Origin of the sequence: Streptomyces sp. Edi4 (genome assembly GCF_040253615.1) — a bacterium.
Taxonomy (GTDB): domain Bacteria; phylum Actinomycetota; class Actinomycetes; order Streptomycetales; family Streptomycetaceae; genus Streptomyces.
In genome coordinates this window covers 2,941,107-2,958,572 of record NZ_JBEJGY010000004.1, presented here as the reverse complement: position 1 = coordinate 2,958,572, position 17,466 = coordinate 2,941,107, and the positions used below count along the sequence as shown (strand labels likewise).

Annotated in this window: 15 protein-coding genes and 2 tRNA genes; 8 read left to right on the top strand and 9 right to left on the bottom strand. The window is 73.1% G+C overall.

All coding sequences use genetic code 11. The features are described from left to right. A complete protein-coding gene (locus tag ABR738_RS15495; protein WP_350230565.1) occupies positions 1 to 684 on the top strand; it encodes a class F sortase in 684 nt (227 codons plus the stop codon). 425 nt (positions 685 to 1,109) lie between these two features. Beyond that, positions 1,110 to 2,099, top strand: a complete 990-nt coding sequence (locus ABR738_RS15490) for a glycoside hydrolase family 6 protein (RefSeq protein WP_350230564.1) — start codon at positions 1,110 to 1,112, stop codon at positions 2,097 to 2,099. A gap of 62 nt (positions 2,100 to 2,161) precedes the next feature. Here the strand turns inward: ABR738_RS15490 and ABR738_RS15485 are convergent. Next, positions 2,162 to 2,235: transfer RNA gene (locus ABR738_RS15485), tRNA-Lys, on the bottom strand. A gap of 195 nt (positions 2,236 to 2,430) precedes the next feature. On the opposite strand from ABR738_RS15485, the gene ABR738_RS15480 reads away from it, so the two are divergent. From ABR738_RS15480 to ABR738_RS15460, 5 genes are all read left to right on the top strand, one after another. Next, positions 2,431 to 4,176, top strand: a complete 1,746-nt coding sequence (locus tag ABR738_RS15480) for a peptidoglycan-binding protein (protein ID WP_350230563.1) — start codon at positions 2,431 to 2,433, stop codon at positions 4,174 to 4,176. Between the two features lie 11 nt (positions 4,177 to 4,187). After that, the gene (locus tag ABR738_RS15475; protein ID WP_350230562.1) at positions 4,188 to 5,633 is read left to right on the top strand and encodes an SPFH domain-containing protein; all 1,446 of its coding nucleotides are present in this window, start codon (positions 4,188 to 4,190) and stop codon (positions 5,631 to 5,633) included. A 190-nt stretch (positions 5,634 to 5,823) separates the two neighbouring features. Beyond that, complete coding sequence (locus tag ABR738_RS15470; RefSeq protein ID WP_350230561.1) at positions 5,824 to 6,423, top strand: lytic polysaccharide monooxygenase auxiliary activity family 9 protein; 600 nt, start codon at positions 5,824 to 5,826, stop codon at positions 6,421 to 6,423. Positions 6,424 to 6,505: 82 nt separating this feature from the next. After that, on the top strand, positions 6,506 to 7,156 hold the full coding sequence (locus ABR738_RS15465; RefSeq protein ID WP_350230560.1) for an HAD family hydrolase: 651 nt from the start codon (positions 6,506 to 6,508) through the stop codon (positions 7,154 to 7,156). A 198-nt stretch (positions 7,157 to 7,354) separates the two neighbouring features. Continuing rightward, complete coding sequence (locus ABR738_RS15460; protein ID WP_350230559.1) at positions 7,355 to 8,353, top strand: SGNH/GDSL hydrolase family protein; 999 nt, start codon at positions 7,355 to 7,357, stop codon at positions 8,351 to 8,353. Positions 8,354 to 8,387: 34 nt separating this feature from the next. On the opposite strand, the gene ABR738_RS15455 is transcribed toward ABR738_RS15460, so the two are convergent. The 8 genes from ABR738_RS15455 to ABR738_RS15420 all read right to left on the bottom strand — a co-directional run bounded on the left by ABR738_RS15455 (position 8,388) and on the right by ABR738_RS15420 (position 15,898). Beyond that, entirely contained in the window at positions 8,388 to 9,998 is a 1,611-nt protein-coding gene (locus ABR738_RS15455; RefSeq protein WP_350230558.1) for an MFS transporter, read from the bottom strand. A gap of 333 nt (positions 9,999 to 10,331) precedes the next feature. Next, a tRNA-Lys gene (locus ABR738_RS15450) sits at positions 10,332 to 10,405 on the bottom strand. Between the two features lie 91 nt (positions 10,406 to 10,496). Then, the gene (locus ABR738_RS15445; protein ID WP_350230557.1) at positions 10,497 to 11,255 is read right to left on the bottom strand and encodes an IclR family transcriptional regulator; all 759 of its coding nucleotides are present in this window, start codon (positions 11,253 to 11,255) and stop codon (positions 10,497 to 10,499) included. Positions 11,256 to 11,467: 212 nt separating this feature from the next. Continuing rightward, the gene (locus ABR738_RS15440) at positions 11,468 to 12,250 is read right to left on the bottom strand and encodes an amino acid ABC transporter ATP-binding protein (protein WP_350230556.1); all 783 of its coding nucleotides are present in this window, start codon (positions 12,248 to 12,250) and stop codon (positions 11,468 to 11,470) included. Then, complete coding sequence (gene ehuD / locus ABR738_RS15435; RefSeq protein WP_350230555.1) at positions 12,240 to 12,890, bottom strand: ectoine/hydroxyectoine ABC transporter permease subunit EhuD; 651 nt, start codon at positions 12,888 to 12,890, stop codon at positions 12,240 to 12,242. The genes ABR738_RS15440 and ehuD overlap by 11 nt, the downstream gene beginning before the upstream one ends. Next, positions 12,887 to 13,546: an ectoine/hydroxyectoine ABC transporter permease subunit EhuC gene (ehuC, locus tag ABR738_RS15430; protein ID WP_350230554.1), complete on the bottom strand. Its 660-nt coding sequence runs from the start codon at positions 13,544 to 13,546 to the stop codon at positions 12,887 to 12,889. Before ehuC ends, ehuD begins: the two co-directional genes overlap by 4 nt. Then, a complete protein-coding gene (ehuB, locus tag ABR738_RS15425; protein ID WP_350230553.1) occupies positions 13,543 to 14,421 on the bottom strand; it encodes an ectoine/hydroxyectoine ABC transporter substrate-binding protein EhuB in 879 nt (292 codons plus the stop codon). Before ehuB ends, ehuC begins: the two co-directional genes overlap by 4 nt. A 76-nt stretch (positions 14,422 to 14,497) precedes the next feature. Then, complete coding sequence (locus ABR738_RS15420; protein ID WP_350230552.1) at positions 14,498 to 15,898, bottom strand: amidase; 1,401 nt, start codon at positions 15,896 to 15,898, stop codon at positions 14,498 to 14,500. 244 nt (positions 15,899 to 16,142) lie between these two features. Here ABR738_RS15420 and ABR738_RS15415 point away from each other — a divergent pair, with 244 nt between their 5' ends. After that, positions 16,143 to 17,279 carry an LLM class flavin-dependent oxidoreductase gene (locus tag ABR738_RS15415; protein ID WP_350234587.1) on the top strand — a complete coding sequence of 379 codons (1,137 nt, stop codon included), beginning with the start codon at positions 16,143 to 16,145 and terminating at the stop codon, positions 17,277 to 17,279. Positions 17,280 to 17,466: the final 187 nt, after the last annotated feature.

Sequence of the window (17,466 nt, the reverse complement as noted above, 5' to 3'; positions counted from 1 at the left end):
ATGTCCTCGGCGCGGGGCAGCGGGCGGCTCGTCACCGGACTTGCCTGGGCGGTGCTGCTGCTCGGACTGTGGCTGTGGGGCCGGGACGTCTCCGACGGCACCGGCAGCACGTCGGCGCCCACCACGGGCGACATAGCCGCCGTGGGCCGGCCGCTCGGCGTGGCGCTGCCGCCCGCCCACGACCCCCTCAGGGGCGCGGCGCCCCGGCGGGTGGAGATCCCCTCCATAGGCATCGCCGCGCCGGTCATACCGCGCGGCCTCGACGCGGACGGCGCGGTGGACCCGCCGCCCTACGCACAGCCCGGCACAGTGGGCTGGTTCGACAGCGGGGCCCGGCCCGGTGAGGCCGGAACGGCCCTGCTCGTCGGGCATGTGGACACCCAGAGCAAACCGGCCGTGTTCTACGGCCTGAGCGCGGCCCGCCCCGGCCAGCGCGTGAAGGTGACCGGTGCCGACGGCACGGTCGCCGAGTTCACCATCGACGACGTGCAGGTCTTCCCGCGCAAGCACTTCGACGCCGCGAAGGTGTACGGGCCCCGCAGGCGCGGCCGCGCCGAGCTGCGCCTGATCACCTGTGGCGGGACCTACGACCGCGAGACGAAGGCGTACACCGCCAACGTGGTCGTCTCGGCCTACCTCACCGGCGCCCAGGACCCGGCCCCCTCACCCCAGGACAAGCCCTGATCGCGCGGCGCGGCCCGGCGGGCGGCCGAGCGGCGCGCACCTGGCCCGGCCGACGGCCCGCTCCCCCCGTGACCGCAGGCCGGGCCGGTCCTCGACCGCCGGTGCGCGGGCCGCGGGAGAAGCCCCGCACTGCCACGGGAGGTTCAGTGGGGCCAGGGACTCATGAGACGGCCGGCGCAGGGGCCGGCCCCACCACTGTAGAGCTGCCCCGCATCGCGGGCCCGGGACCGGGTAACGCCAACTGCCCTTGCGGCGTAGGCGAGTTGAGCGATCGGACGAGCGGCCCCCGGGGTCGCGGAGCACCGTCCGGGCGCGGGCGCGGGCGCGGGCGCGGGCGTGAGCGTGGGCGCGGGCGGCGCGCGGACCGCACGGCCGAGGGGCGCCGCGCGGGCGCACGCGCAACGGCGCCCGGGGCGAGGTTCGCGGTGCCGGCCGTCGTGACGGCGCTGCTCCTCGCGGGGTGCGGGGGATCCGGCGGGGGCGGGGGCGCGGGAGAACGTCGGGCGACGCCGCCCGCCGCCGCCCAACTGCCGTCCTCCGCGGGGCCGTTCTGGGTGGACCCGGACTCCAAGGCCGCACGCCAGCTCGCCGCGTACACCCGGGCGGGCGATCACCACAAGGCCGCGCTCGTGCGGAGGATCGCCGAGCAGCCGATGGGCGAGTGGATCGGCGGCACGGACCCCGAGGCGGTGGTCCGCGGCTACACCGAGAGCGCCGCCAGGGCCGGGCGGACCGCGCTGCTCGTCCTGTACAACATCCCGCACCGCGACTGCGGCCAGTTCTCCCGTGGCGGCGCGGCCGACGGCGACGCCTACCGGGCCTGGGTCGAGCAGGTGGCCCGGGGCATCGGGCAGCGCCGCGCGATGATCGTCCTGGAACCGGACGCGCTCCTGCACGTCGTGGACGGCTGCGCCTCCCAGGAGCTGCGCGAGGAGCGGTACGCGCTGCTCAAGGGCGCCGTCGACCGGCTCAAGCGGCTGCCCGCGACGAAGGTGTACGTGGACGCGGGCAACGCCGGATGGCGTTCGGCGGACGCCCTTGACGAGCCGCTGCGGCGCGCGGGCATCGCGGGCGCGGACGGGTTCGCGGTCAACGTGTCCAACTTCCAGACGACGCGGGCGAGCCGGGAGTTCGGGGAGCGGCTTTCGGCGAAGGTCGGCGGCAAGCACTTCGTGATCGACACCAGCCGCAACGGCAACGGCCCCTACACCGAGGGCGACCCGGAGGAGCGCTGGTGCAACCCTCCCGGCCGGGCGCTGGGCGAGCGCCCGACGATCGCCACGGGCGGCGGGCCGGTCGACGCGTATGTCTGGGTGAAGCGCCCGGGTGAGTCCGACGGCCCCTGCAAGGGCGGTCCACCCGCCGGCACCTGGTGGCCGGAGTACGCCCTGTCCCTCGCGGGCAACACGCGCTGAACGTGTCGCCACCGGAACGACCGAGGCCCCCTCGCGCTGGGCGAGGGGGCCTCGGTGGTGCGTGCGCCGCCAGGGACTCGAACCCCGGACCCGCTGATTAAGAGTCAGCTGCTCTAACCAACTGAGCTAGCGGCGCCTGCTGACACGGAAAACTTTACCGGACTCCTGAGGGTGGTTTTGACCAGCGCCACGCTGTCAGATGTTCGTTTTATCGGTACTAATCGGTCAAAATGTGACGTGCTTGGGCAGTGTTGAACGCTGTCCCCGCGTGTCCCCGCGCGGAAACGATCGCCGACGTCCGTGAGAGCGGAACCAACGGGAAGGGCAGCGGATGGAAGCCAGTACACCCGGGCCGGTGTTCGAGGACTACGAGCCCCCCGGGGACTGCGGCTGCCCCGGCTGCGCGGACGGGCGGCGCAGGCAGCTGCTCCCGGTACGCGACGGCGGCCATCCGGGGGCGCACGGCGGTGCCCGCCGCGCGCTGGTGGCGGCCACCGCGGCCTCGATGGTGCTCGGCGCGGCCACGGCCGCCGCGGCCGCGCCCCTGCCCGGACCCGAGGGACCCGGCGCGAACAGGGCCGCCGATCCCGGGCCGCCCACCCAGCAGGGCGCCACCAGCGGACTGCACGGCGCGCCCGGCCACGGCGCGAACTCCGACAAGCCGCGCCCCACCACCCGGGCCGAGATCATCGACCGGGCCAAGGTGTGGGTGGCCGCGGCGGTGCCGTACGACATGGAGGCGTACTGGACGGACGGGTACCGCCAGGACTGCTCGGGCTATGTCTCGATGGCGTGGGACCTCGGCACCAACGAGTGGACGGGGAGCCTGGCGAAGTTCGGGGTGCGGGTGACCCGCGACGAGCTCCAGCCCGGCGACATCCTGCTCTTCCACAACCCCGCCGACCCCACCAAGGGCTCCCACGTCGTGATCTTCGGCGGCTGGACCGACCAGACGCACACCTATTACACGGCCTACGAACAGACCCCGCCGAACGCCCGGTCCCAGACCACCCCGTACGCGTACTGGAAGAACTCCAGCAGATACGTGCCCTACCGCTACAAGGGGATCAAGGTGAGCGCCCCCGCGACGCCGGTCGTCGCCCCCACCACACCGGCCGTCCCCGCCAAGCCGACGACAACCACGCCCACGGCGCCCACTACGCCGACTACGCCGCCTACCTCGACTACGCCCGCAGCGCCTACTACGCCCACGGCACCCACCGCGCCTGCCGCGCCCACCACTCCCGCCGCCCCCGCCACCCCCACCACTCCCGCTACCTCCGCCACGCCCACCGCGCCCAGCGCCCCCGCGAGCGCCACCCCCGCTGCCCCCGCCAAACTCAGCACCGCGCTGCCCGCCACCCCCACGCAGCCCGTCGCTCCCGCCGCCACGTCTCCCACGAGCGCCGCCGCCACCGCCCCGACCACCCCCGGCGTCGCCGCCAAGCCCGACGCCACCGCCACGCCGGCCGGCACCGGCGTCAAGAAGGAGAGCGGCGCGGGCGGTGCGGTCTTCCCCGGGTCGGACAAGTTCGGGCCGGGCGCCGAGAACCCGCACGTCACCCGGCTCGGCCGGATGCTGGTACGGCGCGGCGGCAAACGCTTCTACGGCGAGGGACCCGGGCCGCGCTGGGGGATCGCCGACCGGAACGCAACCCGCGCCTTCCAGGAGGCACAGGGCTGGAGCGGCGCCGACGCCGACGGCATCCCCGGGGCGGCCACCTGGTCGCTGCTGGTGCGCGGGACCGGCCGGAACATCCCCGCCGACCAGGGCGGGCTCCCCGCACTCGACGCCGCGGACACCGCGCAGACGGCGCGGCCCGCCTCCTGGACGCAGGCCCCCGCCTACCCGGGCCCCGGCCTCTTCCGTCCCGGGCAGAGCAGCCCGTACGTCACCCGGCTCGGCCGGCAGCTCGTGCGCAAGGGCTTCGGCGCGTACTACACCGACGGTCCCGGACCGCGCTGGGGCGAGGCGGACCGGCGCAACGTCGAGGCGTTCCAGCGCGCGCAGGGCTGGCGCGGCGCGGAGGCCGACGGCTATCCCGGCCCCGAGACCTGGCGGCGGCTCTTCGCATGATGGAGGGACAGATGAGCATGCAGACCCCGACCCAGACCCCGACCCAGACCCCGACCCAGACCCCGACCCAGACCCCGACCCAGGCCCCGGCTCAGACCCCGGCCCAGGCCCCGGCCCAGGCCCCGGCCCAGGGCCCGGCCGCCCCCGAGGACGCAGGCCCCTCCCGAAACCAGGCGCCCGCTCCCGCGACCGGTATCGCGCCCGCTCCCGCGACCGGTATCGCGCCCGCTCCCGCGACCGGCATCGCGCCCGCTCCCGCGACCGGCATCGCGCCCGCTCCCGCGACCGGCATCGCCCCCGCCTCCGCGACCGGTACCGCCCCCGCCACCGCCCCCGCGCCGGACACCGGGCGCAGGGTGGCCGTGATCCGTGGCGAGCACACCGCCGAGATCCCGGTCCATCTGCTGTTCCGCGACGACACCGTGCCCGTCCCTCCCGTCTCCGCCGCCGATCCGCCCGCCCCGCGCACCGCCCCGCGCACCGTCGCGCGACCGCCCCAGCAGGCGGGCGCGCGCCCGGCGGTGGCCGCGCCGGCCAGGCCCGCGACCCCGGTCGATCCGCGCATCTCGGAACGGCCGGGCCCGGTGATGGCCGGTGCCACGGCGGTGGCGGCCGGGCTCCTCGCGCTCCTGGGGTGCGGCGCGGTGATCTGGTGGGCGGGTGTCCTGCCGCGTTCCCTCACCGCGCTGCTGCGCCTTCCGGCGTACCCGTACCACGGGATCACGCTGGGGCAGTGGGGGCTGATCACGCTCGCGGTGAGCGCGGCGGTCCTCGCTTTCGGCGGGCTCGTACGGGGCCAGGTCGGCTACGCCTGGGTGCTCTCGCTCTTCGGTGACTACCGGGGCACCGTGCGGCGTACGGGTCTGATGTGGATGAGCCCGCTGCTGCTGCGGCGCCGGGTCGATCTGCGGCTGCGGCACTGGCGCAGCGCGCCGATGGGCGCCGTCGACGCCCGGGGTACCGCGCTCCAGGTGGTGGTGCTCGTGGTGTGGCGGATCAGGGACACCGCGCGGGCCACCCTCGCCGTCGCCGACCACGAGCGGTATCTGCGGGAGCAGGTGGAGGCGGCGATGGCCCGGGTGCTCTCGCAGCTGCCCGCCGACGCCTTCCACGAGGACGCGCCGACGCTGCGCGACGCCGAGGCGGTCGGCGACGCGCTGACCCGCATGCTGAAGGCGGAGGCGGAGCCGGTGGGCATCGAGGTGTACTCGGCGCAGCCGACCCGGATCGAGTACGCGCCGGAGGTGGCGGCGGCGATGCGGCGCCGGCGGGTCGCGGCCATCGACGCCCAGCACCGCGACTCGGTGCTGACGTCGGTCGTGGACGCGGTGGACGACACCGTGCAGCGGCTGACCTCGCGAGGGCTCGTGGAGCTCGACGCCTATGAGCGCAAGGCCCTTGTGAAGGACCTGACCGTCGCGTTCTACACGGGACGGGGGACGGGGGAGGGGGCCTGAGGGAGCCCCGAGGGAGACCGAGGGAGCCCTGAGGGAGCCCGAGGGGACCCAAGCGGATTGGCCTGGACCGACCCCTGGACACGCTCAACCGCCGTACTTACTCTGGTAGTTGGTCTAGACCGGAACATGACATACCGCACGCGTGCGGCTCCACTCAAGGAACTCCCCCACGTTCTCCAGGAGTGACAGCATGCGAAAGAAGCAGCGGCTCGGTGCCGCTGTGGTGGGGCTCGCCGTCGCCGGCGCGTCCCTGCTCGCGACCGGAAGCGCGAGCAGCCACGGTTACACCGACCAGCCCATCAGCCGGCAGAAGCTGTGCGCCAACGGCACGGTCGAGGACTGCGGTGACATCCAGTGGGAGCCGCAGTCCGTCGAGGGCCCCAAGGGCTTCCCGGCGGCCGGACCCGCCGACGGCACGATCTGCGCGGGCGGCAACAGCAGGTTCGCCGAACTGGACGACCCGCGCGGCGGCGCCGGCTGGCCCACGACGCAGCTGACGGGAGGTCAGACCTACACCTTCCGCTGGCAGTTCACCGCCCGCCACGCGACGACCGACTTCCGTTACTACCTCACCAAGCAGGGCTGGGACCCGACCCAGCGGCTCACCCGGGCCGCGCTCGACACCCGGCCCTTCCTCACCGTGCCCTACGGCGACAAGCAGCCACCGGCCACGGTCTCCCACCAGGGGACCATCCCCACCGGCCGGACCGGGCATCAGCTGATCGTCGCCGTGTGGACGATCGCGGACACGGGCAACGCCTTCTACGCCTGCTCGGACGTACAGTTCTGACGCTGCGTCAACAACCGTGCGGCACCCGGCCTTCAGCGGAACTCGGCGCCAAGATGGGCCGGGCCGGGCCTATGCTGCGCAAATGATCAAGCCGATAGAACTCGTCATATTCGACTGCGACGGTGTGCTCGTCGACAGTGAACGCATCGCCGTGCGTATCCAGATCGCGCTGGGAGCGGAGCTCGGCTGGCCGCTGACGCAGGCAGACGTCGTCGACCGGTTCATCGGGCGCTCACGGGAATCCATCTGCGAACAGATCGCCCAGCGCCTGGGGGAGGAGACCGCCGCCCTCTGGTGGAAGCAGCTGATCCAGCGCCACCGGGAGGCGGTGGACGCAGGGCTCGAGGCCGTGGACGGGGTGCCCGAGGCGCTGGCCGAGATCACCCTGCCGGTCTGCGTAGCCTCCAGCGGCTCCCACGAGAAGATGCGCCACACGCTCGGCGTCACCGGACTCCACGACCGGTTCGCGGGCCGCGTCTTCAGCTCCACCGAGGTCGCCCGGGGCAAGCCGGCCCCCGACCTCTTCCTGCATGCGGCACGGCGGATGGGCGTCGATCCCGCGGCCTGCGCCGTGGTCGAGGACAGCCGCCCCGGCGTCCAGGCCGCCCGCGCCGCCGGGATGCGCGCCTTCGGCTACGCGGGCGGATTCACCCCGGCCGAACGACTCGAAGGCCCCGGCACCATCGTCTTCCACGACATGCGCGAACTCCCCGGCCTCATCAAGGGGCAGTAGATTCGCCGGCCCTGCCTCACACAGCGGGGCATGCACGCGGCACGTACGGGAATCGCGTCAACTCGGGGCCCTCCGGGCCCCGGAGGGCCGAGGGAAGGGGCGAGGCGGGGCGAAAACCCCCGGCCCCTTTTCCCGCTCCCGGGTGAATTCCCGGCCAGCGTCCCCCCTCGGGGCAGGGCGCAATGGGTGGATGGGGCCGTGAAGCCCCGTTTCCTTCTTGTCGCCCTCGCCGCCGTCTCCGCCCTCCTCGGCGTCCCGGCCGCCCCGGCTCTGGCCGCCGCGCCCGGCGCACCCGCCGGGATGTCCGCCGTCGGCCCGCCAGGCCCGGGTCCGGCCGGACCCGGTACAGCCGTCCCCGCCACTCGTGGCGCCCCCCGCTTCCGTGAATACGTCGCCCTCGGTGACTCCTGGTCCGCCGATGTCACCGTGCTCGGGATCGACGCCACCTACGCCCCGGCCGGCTGCGCCCAGAGCACCTGGAACTACCCCAAGCAGGTCGCCCGCCGGCTCGGCGTCGCCGTGTTCCGGGACGCGACCTGCGGCGGCGCGACCACCGCCGAGATGACCGCGCCGCAGGACGTCGGCCGTTTCCCGCTGCTCGCCGAGGGTGTGAACCCGGCCCAGTTCGACCGGCTCACCCCCACCACCGACCTCGTCACCGTGGGCATCGGCGGCAACGACATCGGGCTCGCCGCCGCCGTCGTCGGGTGCGTCGACCCGGTGCCCGCCCCGCTGGCCGGCCCGTGCCGTGCCCGTTACACCCGCGCCGACGGCACGGACGTCATGTCTCACCGGATCGCCGACACCGAGTCCCGGATCACCGACGTCCTCGCGGGCATCAGGCGGCGTTCGCCCCACGCCACGATCCTGGTCGTCGACTATCTGGCCGGCGTCGCGACCGACCACGGCTGCTACCCCCTGGTGCCCATCCACGACGAGGACCTGGCCTGGTTCGGCGCCCGGCTCAAGGAGTTGAACGGGATGCTCGCCCGCGCCGCAGCCCAAAGCGGTGCCTCCTTCGTCGACACCTACCGGGGCAGCCGTGGACACGACGTCTGCGAGCCCATCGGCACCCGGTGGGTGGAGGGCCTGGTGCCGCTCTCCACCAACCCGCCCGGCCTCGCCGTCCCGTTCCACCCCAACCGCTCCGGAGCCGACCACCAGGCCGCAACTGTGCTGGAGTCCCTGGGCGGTTGAGGCCCGGCTTGTCGTGTTCTCGTGCGGAATCGGCTCAGGCGACCGGTTGCGCGACCGGGCCCGGTGCCGCCACACCCGCATCCACCGCATCCGCACCCGCACCCGTACTCGGGGCCGGGGCCCCGGCACCGGCCCCCTGCTCCAGCGCCGCCGCGTCCGCCGCCCGCGCCGGGCCCCGCAGCAGTCCCACCGCCAGCACCGCCGCGATGGCCAGGACCAGCGTGGCGCCGACCGCCGCGTACCGCATGCCGTGCACGAAGGCGTCCCGGGCGAGGTCCGCCAGGGCGTGGTCGGCGCCGGCCACCGCCGCGCCCAGGGTCCGGCGGGCGGCCACCGGCGCCGATGCCGGCATGTCCGAGCGGTAGACCGCCGTGCCGATCGAGCCGAGCACCGCCATCCCGAGCGCGCCGCCGAACTCCTGCCCGGTCTCCAGGAGCGACGCGGCCGAGCCCGCCTTCGCGACCGGGGCCGAGGCCAGCGCCATGTCGGAGACCAGCGCCATCACCGTGACGATGCCGCTCCCGATGACCGCGGTCCCGGCCAGCACGAGCCACAGCGAGTCCGTGCCGGTCAGGGCGAGCAGGGCATACCCGGCCGCGGCGACCGCGAAGCCCGTGGCGATGACGTAGGCCCGGTTGACCTTCCGCGCGGCGGCGGACGCGGCGGGGGCGGCGCCGCCGATGGCGAGCGAAGGGGCGACGCTCCACAGCGCGGCCCGCATCGTGCTCATGTCGAGCACCGACTGGAGGTACTGGGTGGTGAAGTACGCCGAACCCATCATCGCGAACGCGGCGATCGTGTTCAGCGAGATCGCGGCGCCGAACCCCCGCCCCGGGATGAACAGTTGGCGGCCGATCAGCGCCGAGCTCCGGGTGAGCTGACGGCGTACGAAGACCGCGCCCAGTACCAGCCCCGCCGCGATGCACGCCGCGTACGACCAGGCGAAGCCTTCGGCCGCGCACTCCTTGAGCCCGTACACCAGCGGCAGCACCGCGCCCATCGAGAGCGGCACGCTCAGCACGTCGAACTTCCCCGGCGCCGCGTCCTTGGACTCCGGTACCAGCACCGGCGCAAGCATCAGGAGCAGCACCATCGCCGGCACGTTGATGAGGAAGACCGAGCCCCACCACAGGTGCTCCAGCATGATCCCGCTGAGCACCGAGCCGAGCGCGATCCCGCCCGTCATGGCCGCCGACCAGATGCCGATCGCCTGCCCGCGCTGCCTGTCGTCGCGGAACATGGTGCGCACCAGGCCCATCGTCGAGGGCATCAGGGTGGCCCCGCCGACGCCGAGCAGCGCGCGAGCGGCGATGAGCTGGTCGGCGCTGGTGGCGTACGCGGCGGTCACCGAGGCGACGCCGAAGGCGGCGGCCCCGAACAGGAGCAGCCTGCGGCGCCCGATCCGGTCGCCGAGCGAGCCCATCGTGATCAGCAGCCCGGCGAGCGCGAAGGCGTACACATCGATGATCCACAGCTGCTGCGTGGCGGTGGGGTCGAGTTCGCGGCTGATGGAGGGGAGCGCGAAGTACAGGACGGAGACGTCCATCGAGACGAGGAGGAGGGGCAGCAGAAGGACCGTGAACGCGATCCATTCCTTGCGCCCGGCGCGGAGCGCGCTCGTGCTGGTGCTCTTCGAGTTCGGCATGGCAGCAATGTACGAACGTATTAAACGATTGTCTAGTACGTACGTATGGGACGTGTGTATGAATCCGGCGCCGTGTGGGCGTGTGGGCGTGTGGGAGTGTGGACGTGCGACAGCGTCGGCAAGGGCGAGGTGCCGGCTGCCGGTCGTGCGGGTCGGCTGCCGGGGCGGCACCGCAGGGGATCGTGGTCATGCGGCAAGGCTCGCCGGGGCGGGCAGGATCAACCGGATCCCGGTGATGGCCGGCACCGGCGAGGGCGGTCCTGCCAGGGGCCGCATCCCGGGCCCCCGGACACGAAGAAGCCCCCCGCTCGCGCGAGGGGCTTCTTCTGTCGGTGCGCCGCCAGGGACTCGAACCCCGGACCCGCTGATTAAGAGTCAGCTGCTCTAACCAACTGAGCTAGCGGCGCCTGCTGACAGAGAAAATACTACCTGGTCCCCGGGGGTGCTGATGACCACCCCTGACGGCCGTCCTCATCGGGGCCCGGGTGGCACCCGGCCTCAGATGGCCAGCGAGAGCACCACCGGGGCGGCCCGGCGGTTGAGGGTGGCAGCCGCCGCGCGCAGCCGGTGAGCGTGCTCGATCGGCAGGGACAGGGCGAGGCAGCCCACGGCGGATCCGGCGGTCAGCGGAACGGCGGCGCAGACCGTGCCCACCGCGTACTCCTGGAGGTCGAGGACGGGCACCGTGGCGGGCTGGCTGTCGAGCTTGGAGAACAGGACCTTCTCGCTGGTGATCGTGCGCGAGGTCAGCCGGGCGATCTTGTGGCGCGAGAGGTGGTCCCGGCGGCCGTTCTGGTCGAGCTGGGTCAGCAGGCACTTGCCGACCGCGCTCGCGTGCGCCGCCGACTTGAAGTCGACCCACTCGTTGACCTTCGGCGCGCACGGCCCGTCCGCGTACTGGGTGATCTTCACTTCGCCGTCGATGTAGCGGCTGATGTAGACCGCCGCGCCCACCGAGTCGCGCAGCGACATGAGGGTGTCCTGGATCTTGGACTCAAGCGCTTCCTTGCGGGCGGCGCCCGAACCGAGCAGCACCATCGAATCGCCGATCACATACGCGCCGTCGGCCACCTGCTCCACATAGCCCTCGCGGCGCAGCATCAGGAGCATGGAGGCCAGATGGGCGGTGGGCAGACCCGTCTCGCGCGCGATCTGGACATCGGTGACGCCCCCGCCGTGCCGGGAAATCGCCTCCAGGACGCGCAGGACGTAGTGCACCGAGTGGAACGGCGCGGTCGGCTCCGGCTTCAGCGCCACGGTTTCCCCCTAGCAGGTCGAGCTGCGAAGGTGGCAGGTCTGCCCTCCCACGATAGCCGCCAAGACCCGTTTCCGGTGGGGGTGTTGACAAGATTGGTGCCACGCCCCAGGGCCCCTGTCCTGGGACGCGGCACCGTGGCATATGCCAGAGGCACGATTACGGGGCGTTCGGGTGGCCGGAACGTGAGGTCAGCGTCGTGTACGGCGCGTGTTCACGCGATCGCGCCCAGGAACTCCCGGGTGCGCTCGTGCTCCGGCGCACCGAAGATCTGCTCCGGCGGGCCCGACTCGATGACCTTGCCCGCGTCGAACATCATCACCTCGTCCGAGATGTCCCGCGCGAAGCTCATCTCGTGGGTGACGCAGAGCATGGTGATGTCCGTGGTGCGGGCGATGTCGCGCAGCAGATCGAGGACGCCCGCCACCAGCTCCGGGTCGAGCGCGGAGGTCACCTCGTCCAGGAGCAGCACCTCCGGCCGCATCGCCAGCGCCCGCGCGATCGCGACGCGCTGCTGCTGCCCGCCGGACAGCTGGACGGGCTTGGCGTCGCGCTTGTCGCCGAGCCCCACCAGGTCGAGCAGTTCGCGGGCGCGCGCCTCGGCCTCGTCGGGGGACAGGCCGAGCACGCGCACCGGCGCCTCGGTGATGTTGCGCAGCACGCTCATGTTGGGGAACAGGTTGAACTGCTGGAAGACCATGCCGATCTTCTTGCGGGCCTCTCTGCGCTCCTTCTCGCCCGCGGGGAACAACCGGCTCCCGTTGACCTGGATGGTCCCCGAGTCCGGGGTCTCCAGGGTCATGAGCAGCCGCAGGATCGTGGTCTTGCCGGAGCCCGAGGGGCCGATCAGCGTGACGTGCCTGCCCTTGCGGGCGGTGAAGCAGAGGTCGTCGAGGACGGTGTTGTCGCCGAAGCGTTTGGTGACGTTCTCGAAGCGGATCAGCTCGGTGCCGCTCCGCTTCTTCAGGGGCGTCTCGATCTGGGTGTCAGCGGACAAGGCGGCGCTCCAGGGCTCGTACGAACAGCGAAGCCGGATAGGCGATGAGGATGAAGGCGACGCCGACCACGGTCAGCGGCTCGGTGTACTGGAAGGTGCTCGCCCCCGCCAGACGGGACTGCTGCAACATCTCCAGGACGCTGATGCCGGCGAGCAGCGGCGTGTCCTTCAGCATGGAGATGACGTAGTTGCCGAGCGCCGGCGCGATGCGGCGGACGGCCTGGGGCAGGATCACCGCGAGCCAGGTGCGGTGCGCGGGCAGGCTCAGCGCGGTCGCCGCCTCCCACTGGCCCTTGGGCACGGCGTCGATGCCGGCCCGGTAGACCTGCGCGGTGTACGTGGAGTAGTGCAGGCCGATGGCGAGGATGCCGGTGGTCAGGGCGGAGAACTTCACGCCCCACTCCGGCAGCACGAAGAACAGGAAGAACAGCTGCACAAGCAGCGGGGTGGTGCGGATGAACTCCGTGATCAGGTTGACCGGCCAGCGCACGAAACGGGTCGGCGCGCGGAAGGCGAGCGCCCACACCAGGCCGAGGGAGAAGGAGATGAGGGAGCCGAGCGCGAGGACCTTCAGCGTGGTGAGCACGCCGTCCCCGAAACGCGGCATGAAGTCCCAGACGGCGGACCAGTCCCAGTTCACTTGACGCTCACCCCCAGATTCGCCTTGGTGCGCCGCTCCAGCGCCTTCATCCCCCGGGTCAGGCCGAAGGCGAGCACGAAGTAGATGACCAGCGTCACGGTGTAGATCCCCGCGCTGTCCTGCGTCGCGAGCCGCACCAGATACGCCGCGAACGACACGTCGCCCACCCCGAGCAGGGAGACGAGCGCGGTCCCCTTGAGCAGTTCGACCAGCAGGTTGCAGAACGGCGGGATCATCTCCGGCACCGCCTGCGGCAGCAGCACGAGCCGCATCCGCTGCCAGGGGGTCAGGCTGAGCGCGATGCCCGCCTCACGCTGGGCGGGTGCCACCGCGTTCAGGGCGCCGCGCACGATCTCCGCTCCGTACGCCCCGTAGGACAGGCCGAGCGCGAGCACCGCCGCCCACATCGGGACCAGCTGCCAGCCCGCGAGCGGCGGCAGCACGAAGAACAGCCAGAACATCAGGACCAGCGCCGAGGTGCCCCGGAAGATCTCCGTGTACGCGGCCGCGAAGAAGCGCACCGCGCGGGAGCGGTGGGTGCGAGCCATACCCACACCGAAGGCGACGACGGCCGCCAACGCGGCGCTGTAGAGGGTGAGTTGGACCGTGATCCAGATTCCCGGCAGCACCCAGTGCTGCCACAGTCCCGCCGTCATCGGCACAGCTCCTTGGCGGTCAGGGTGGTCATCTCGGCCTGGGTGAAACCGAAGGGCCTCAGGATCCGGAAGAGTTCGCCGCTCCGCTTCATGCGGTGGATCTCGGCGTTGAAGGCGTCGCGCAGCGCGCCGTCGGTGGGCCGGAACGCGAAGCCGCCGCCGTCGATCTTCTTCCTTCCGTCGACGACCGCCGCGAAGGGTTCGGTGGCCTCGGCCCGCGCGCTCTTCTTCGCCACCTCGCGCACCGTCAGCGCGGTGCCGGCGAACACGTCGACGCGCCCGGACTCCACGGCGTTCAGGCCCGCCACCTGGTCCTGGAGGATCACGATGTCTTTTTCGGGATATCCGGCGGCGCCGGCGTAGCCGATCTCCGCGTAGCCGGTGCCGGTCGCGAACCGTGCCTTGGCGCGGACGACGTCCTCGTAGGTGCGCAGGTTCTTCGGGTTGCCCTTGCGGACGATGAACGCGTCCAGCATCTGGTACTCGGGGTCGGCGAACAGCACTTGGGCGCAGCGGTCCTTGTTGATGTACATCCCGGCCGAAACGACGTCGAACTGCTGGGAGTTGAGCCCGGGGATCAGCGAGGAGAAGTCCGTGGCCACGGGCTGGACGCGGCCGATTCCGAGCCGTTTGAAAATCACCCGGGCCAGTTCGGGGGCCTCGCCGGTGAACTCGCCCTGCTCGTTCACATACCCGTAGGGGACCTCGCCGGCGATGCCGAGGCGGACCGTGCCCTGTGACTTCAGGCGGGCCAGCGCGTCGCCCTTGGGGACCCGCGAGCAGGCGGCGGCGCCGGTGAGGGCGACGGCGGCGGCGCCGGTGAGCAGCGTCCGCCGGGGTATGGAGGGTCTGGGGCGTGGGGTAGCTCGAGCCATGGCGGCGCGGCTACCCCTCTTCATCCGGCCCATGCCTCGAATTTTTTCGGACATCGTGCGGGCCCGCGCCCCGGGCTCACCCCATCGGGGCGCCCAGGACGGCAGCGGCCGCGCGCAGGACCACGGCGTCGCCGTGGCGCGCGGCGATCAGCTGGAGGCCGATCGCAAGCCCGTCGGTGTCGGCGCCGACGGGCACGGTCGTCGCCGGCTGCTGGGTGAGGTTGAACGGATACGTGAACGGCGTCCAGCCCGTCCAGCCGTGCGGCGACGCCCCCGCCGGCGCCTCGCGGCCCGCCGCGAAGGCGGTCAGCGGCAAGGTCGGGGTCACCAGGAGGTCGTAGCGCCGGTGGAAACGGGCCATGCGCCGGGCGAGCTCAAGGCGCGCGTCCTGTGCGGCGAGCAGATCGAGGGCCGAGAGCCGGGCGCCGCGCGCCGCGATCGCCCGCAGCCCCGGGTCGATCAACTGGCGCTTGTCCAGGGCGACTTGGCCGACCAGGCGGGCCGCCCCCGCGTTCCACAGCGCCTGGAAGACCTCGACCGGGTCGGCGAAGTCGGGGTCGGCCTCTTCCACGTACGCGCCGAGACCGGCGAGCCGGGTCACCGCCGCCCGCACCGCGGCCGCCACCTCGGGGCGCACCGCGACCTGCCCGCCGAAGGAGGCCGAGTAGGCGATCCGCAGGCCTTTGACGCCGGACGCCGCGTCCTCGGCGAGCGCGTTCGCGCACGAGCGGGCGGGGGGTTCGAGCGCGGTCGGGTCCCGCTCGTCCGCGCCGCTGATGACGTCGAGGAGCAGCGCGGCGTCCGCCGCGTCCCGGGCGATGGGGCCCACGTGGGAGAGGGCGCCGAAGGGGCTCGCGGGGTACAGGGGGACCCGGCCGTAGGTGGGCTTGAGCCCGACGACCCCGCAGAACGACGCCGGGATGCGGATCGAGCCCCCGCCGTCCGTGCCGAGCGACAGCGGCCCCGCTCCCGCCGCGACCGCCGCCGCGCTGCCGCCGCTGGATCCGCCCGCCGTGCGCGCGGGGTCGTGGGGGTTGCGGGTGACGCCGGTGCGCGGGGAATCGGTGACGCCCTTCCAGCCGAACTCGGGCGTCGCCGTCTTGCCGATGAGCACCGCGCCGTGCTCGCGCAGGCGCGCGACGGCCGGGGCGTCCTCGTCCCAACCCCCTTTCTCAGAAGTGGTGTTGGAGCCCCGAAGGGTGGGGCCGCCCGCCTGGAGGAGCAGGTCCTTGACCGACACCGGAACCCCGTCGAGCAGACCTTTCGGCTCCGAGGAATGCCAGCGCTCCGTGGCGGCGCGGGCCTGGGCGAGGGCGGACTCGTGATCGACGCGTACGAAGGCGTTGAGGCGGGTCCTGACCTCTTCGGCGCGGGCCAGGACCGCGCGGGTGGCCTCGGTGGGCGAGAAAGCCTTGGCCCGGTAGCCGGCCAGCAGTTGACGTGCCGTCAGGCCGCTCAGTTCGCTCGGCTCAGTCATGAGGGATGTCGTACCCATGTTTCCCCGGGCCCACGTGGGCGGATGTTTCCCTGGCCCCGCGTGAGCGGATGTTTCCCCGGCCCCGCGTGAGCGGACGGGCCGGGCTCCGCCCGTGTCCGGCGCGCGGAGGCCCCCCGGGGGCGGCCGGGAATAAACGGAGTGTGCCTCCTGTTGTCCCGGGGGTGCGCGGATGCGTACGCGTGTGACGACGATGATGACGGCGCGTGTGATGTCGACGCGTGTGATGACGACCTGGAGGCGTGGAGCGGTGGACGTGGATGCGATACGTGGGACGGCGCTCGGCGCCGCGCCCGTACCCCTGTCCGTACTCGACCTGGTGACGGTGGGCGCCGGCTACACCGCGCACCGGGCGCTCGCCACCAGCGTGGAGATCTCCCGGTGCGCCGAGCGGCGCGGCTTCCACCGGCACTGGGTGGCCGAGCACCACTCCATGCCCGGGGTCGCCTCGTCCGCGCCCGCCGTGATCCTGGCCCACCTCGCCGCGCACACCTCGCGCATCCGGCTCGGCTCGGGCGGCGTGATGCTGCCCAACCACGCGCCGCTGGTGATCGCCGAGCAGTTCGGCACGCTGGAGGCGATGGCGCCGGGCCGTATCGACCTCGGGCTCGGGCGTGCGCCCGGCACGGACGGCGCGACGGCGGCGGCGCTGCGCCGCACGGACATCCCCCAAGCTCTCGGCTCCGCTCGAGCAGGGGGGACCCCCCTCCACTCGGGCGCCGAGGACTTCCCCCAGCAGCTCGCCGAGCTGACCCGTTTCCTCGACAACGACTTCCCCGACGGGCACCCCTACGCCCGCATCCACGCGGTCCCGGGCCCCGTGCAGGGTCCCTCGGCCCGGCCGCCCATCTGGCTGCTCGGCTCCTCCGGCTTCAGCGCCCGCCTGGCCGGGGCGCTCGGCCTGCCCTTCGCCTTCGCCCACCACTTCTCGGCGGCGAACACGGTGCCCGCGCTCGACCTCTACCGCGACTCCTTCCGGCCCTCGGAGCTCCTGGACGCGCCGTACGCCCTGATCGGCGTCTCCGCGCTGGCGGCGGACGACGAGCGCGAGGCGCGGCGCCAGACGCTGACCAACGCGCTGTCGATGGTCCGGCTGCGCACCGGGCGCCCGGGCCTCGTGCCGACGCCCGAGGAGGCCGAGGCGTACCACTTCAGCGCGCTGGAGCGGGAGTTCGTGGACGGCTGGCTCGCGAACGTCATCTCCGGTACGGGTCAGGAGGTGCGGGCGGGGCTCGACGACCTCCAGAAGCGGACGGGGGCGGACGAGCTGATGATCACGGCGAACGCGCACGGGCCGGATGTGCGGGTCCGCTCGTACGCCCTGATCGCCGACGCGTACGACCTCCCCACCCTGCCCTCCTGACCCGGACGGGGTCGGGTATCCCGTGCCGGCCCCTGCCGGGGGCGGGGCTGAGGATGCGCATGCGGGCCGGCGCGGACCCTGCCGGGAGCGGGGCTGAGGATGCGCACGCGGGCCGGCGCGGACCCTGCCAGGGGCGCGGGGAACTGCGCGAGAAGCGCCCACGGTCCGCAGCCGGGGCCCCTGGGGC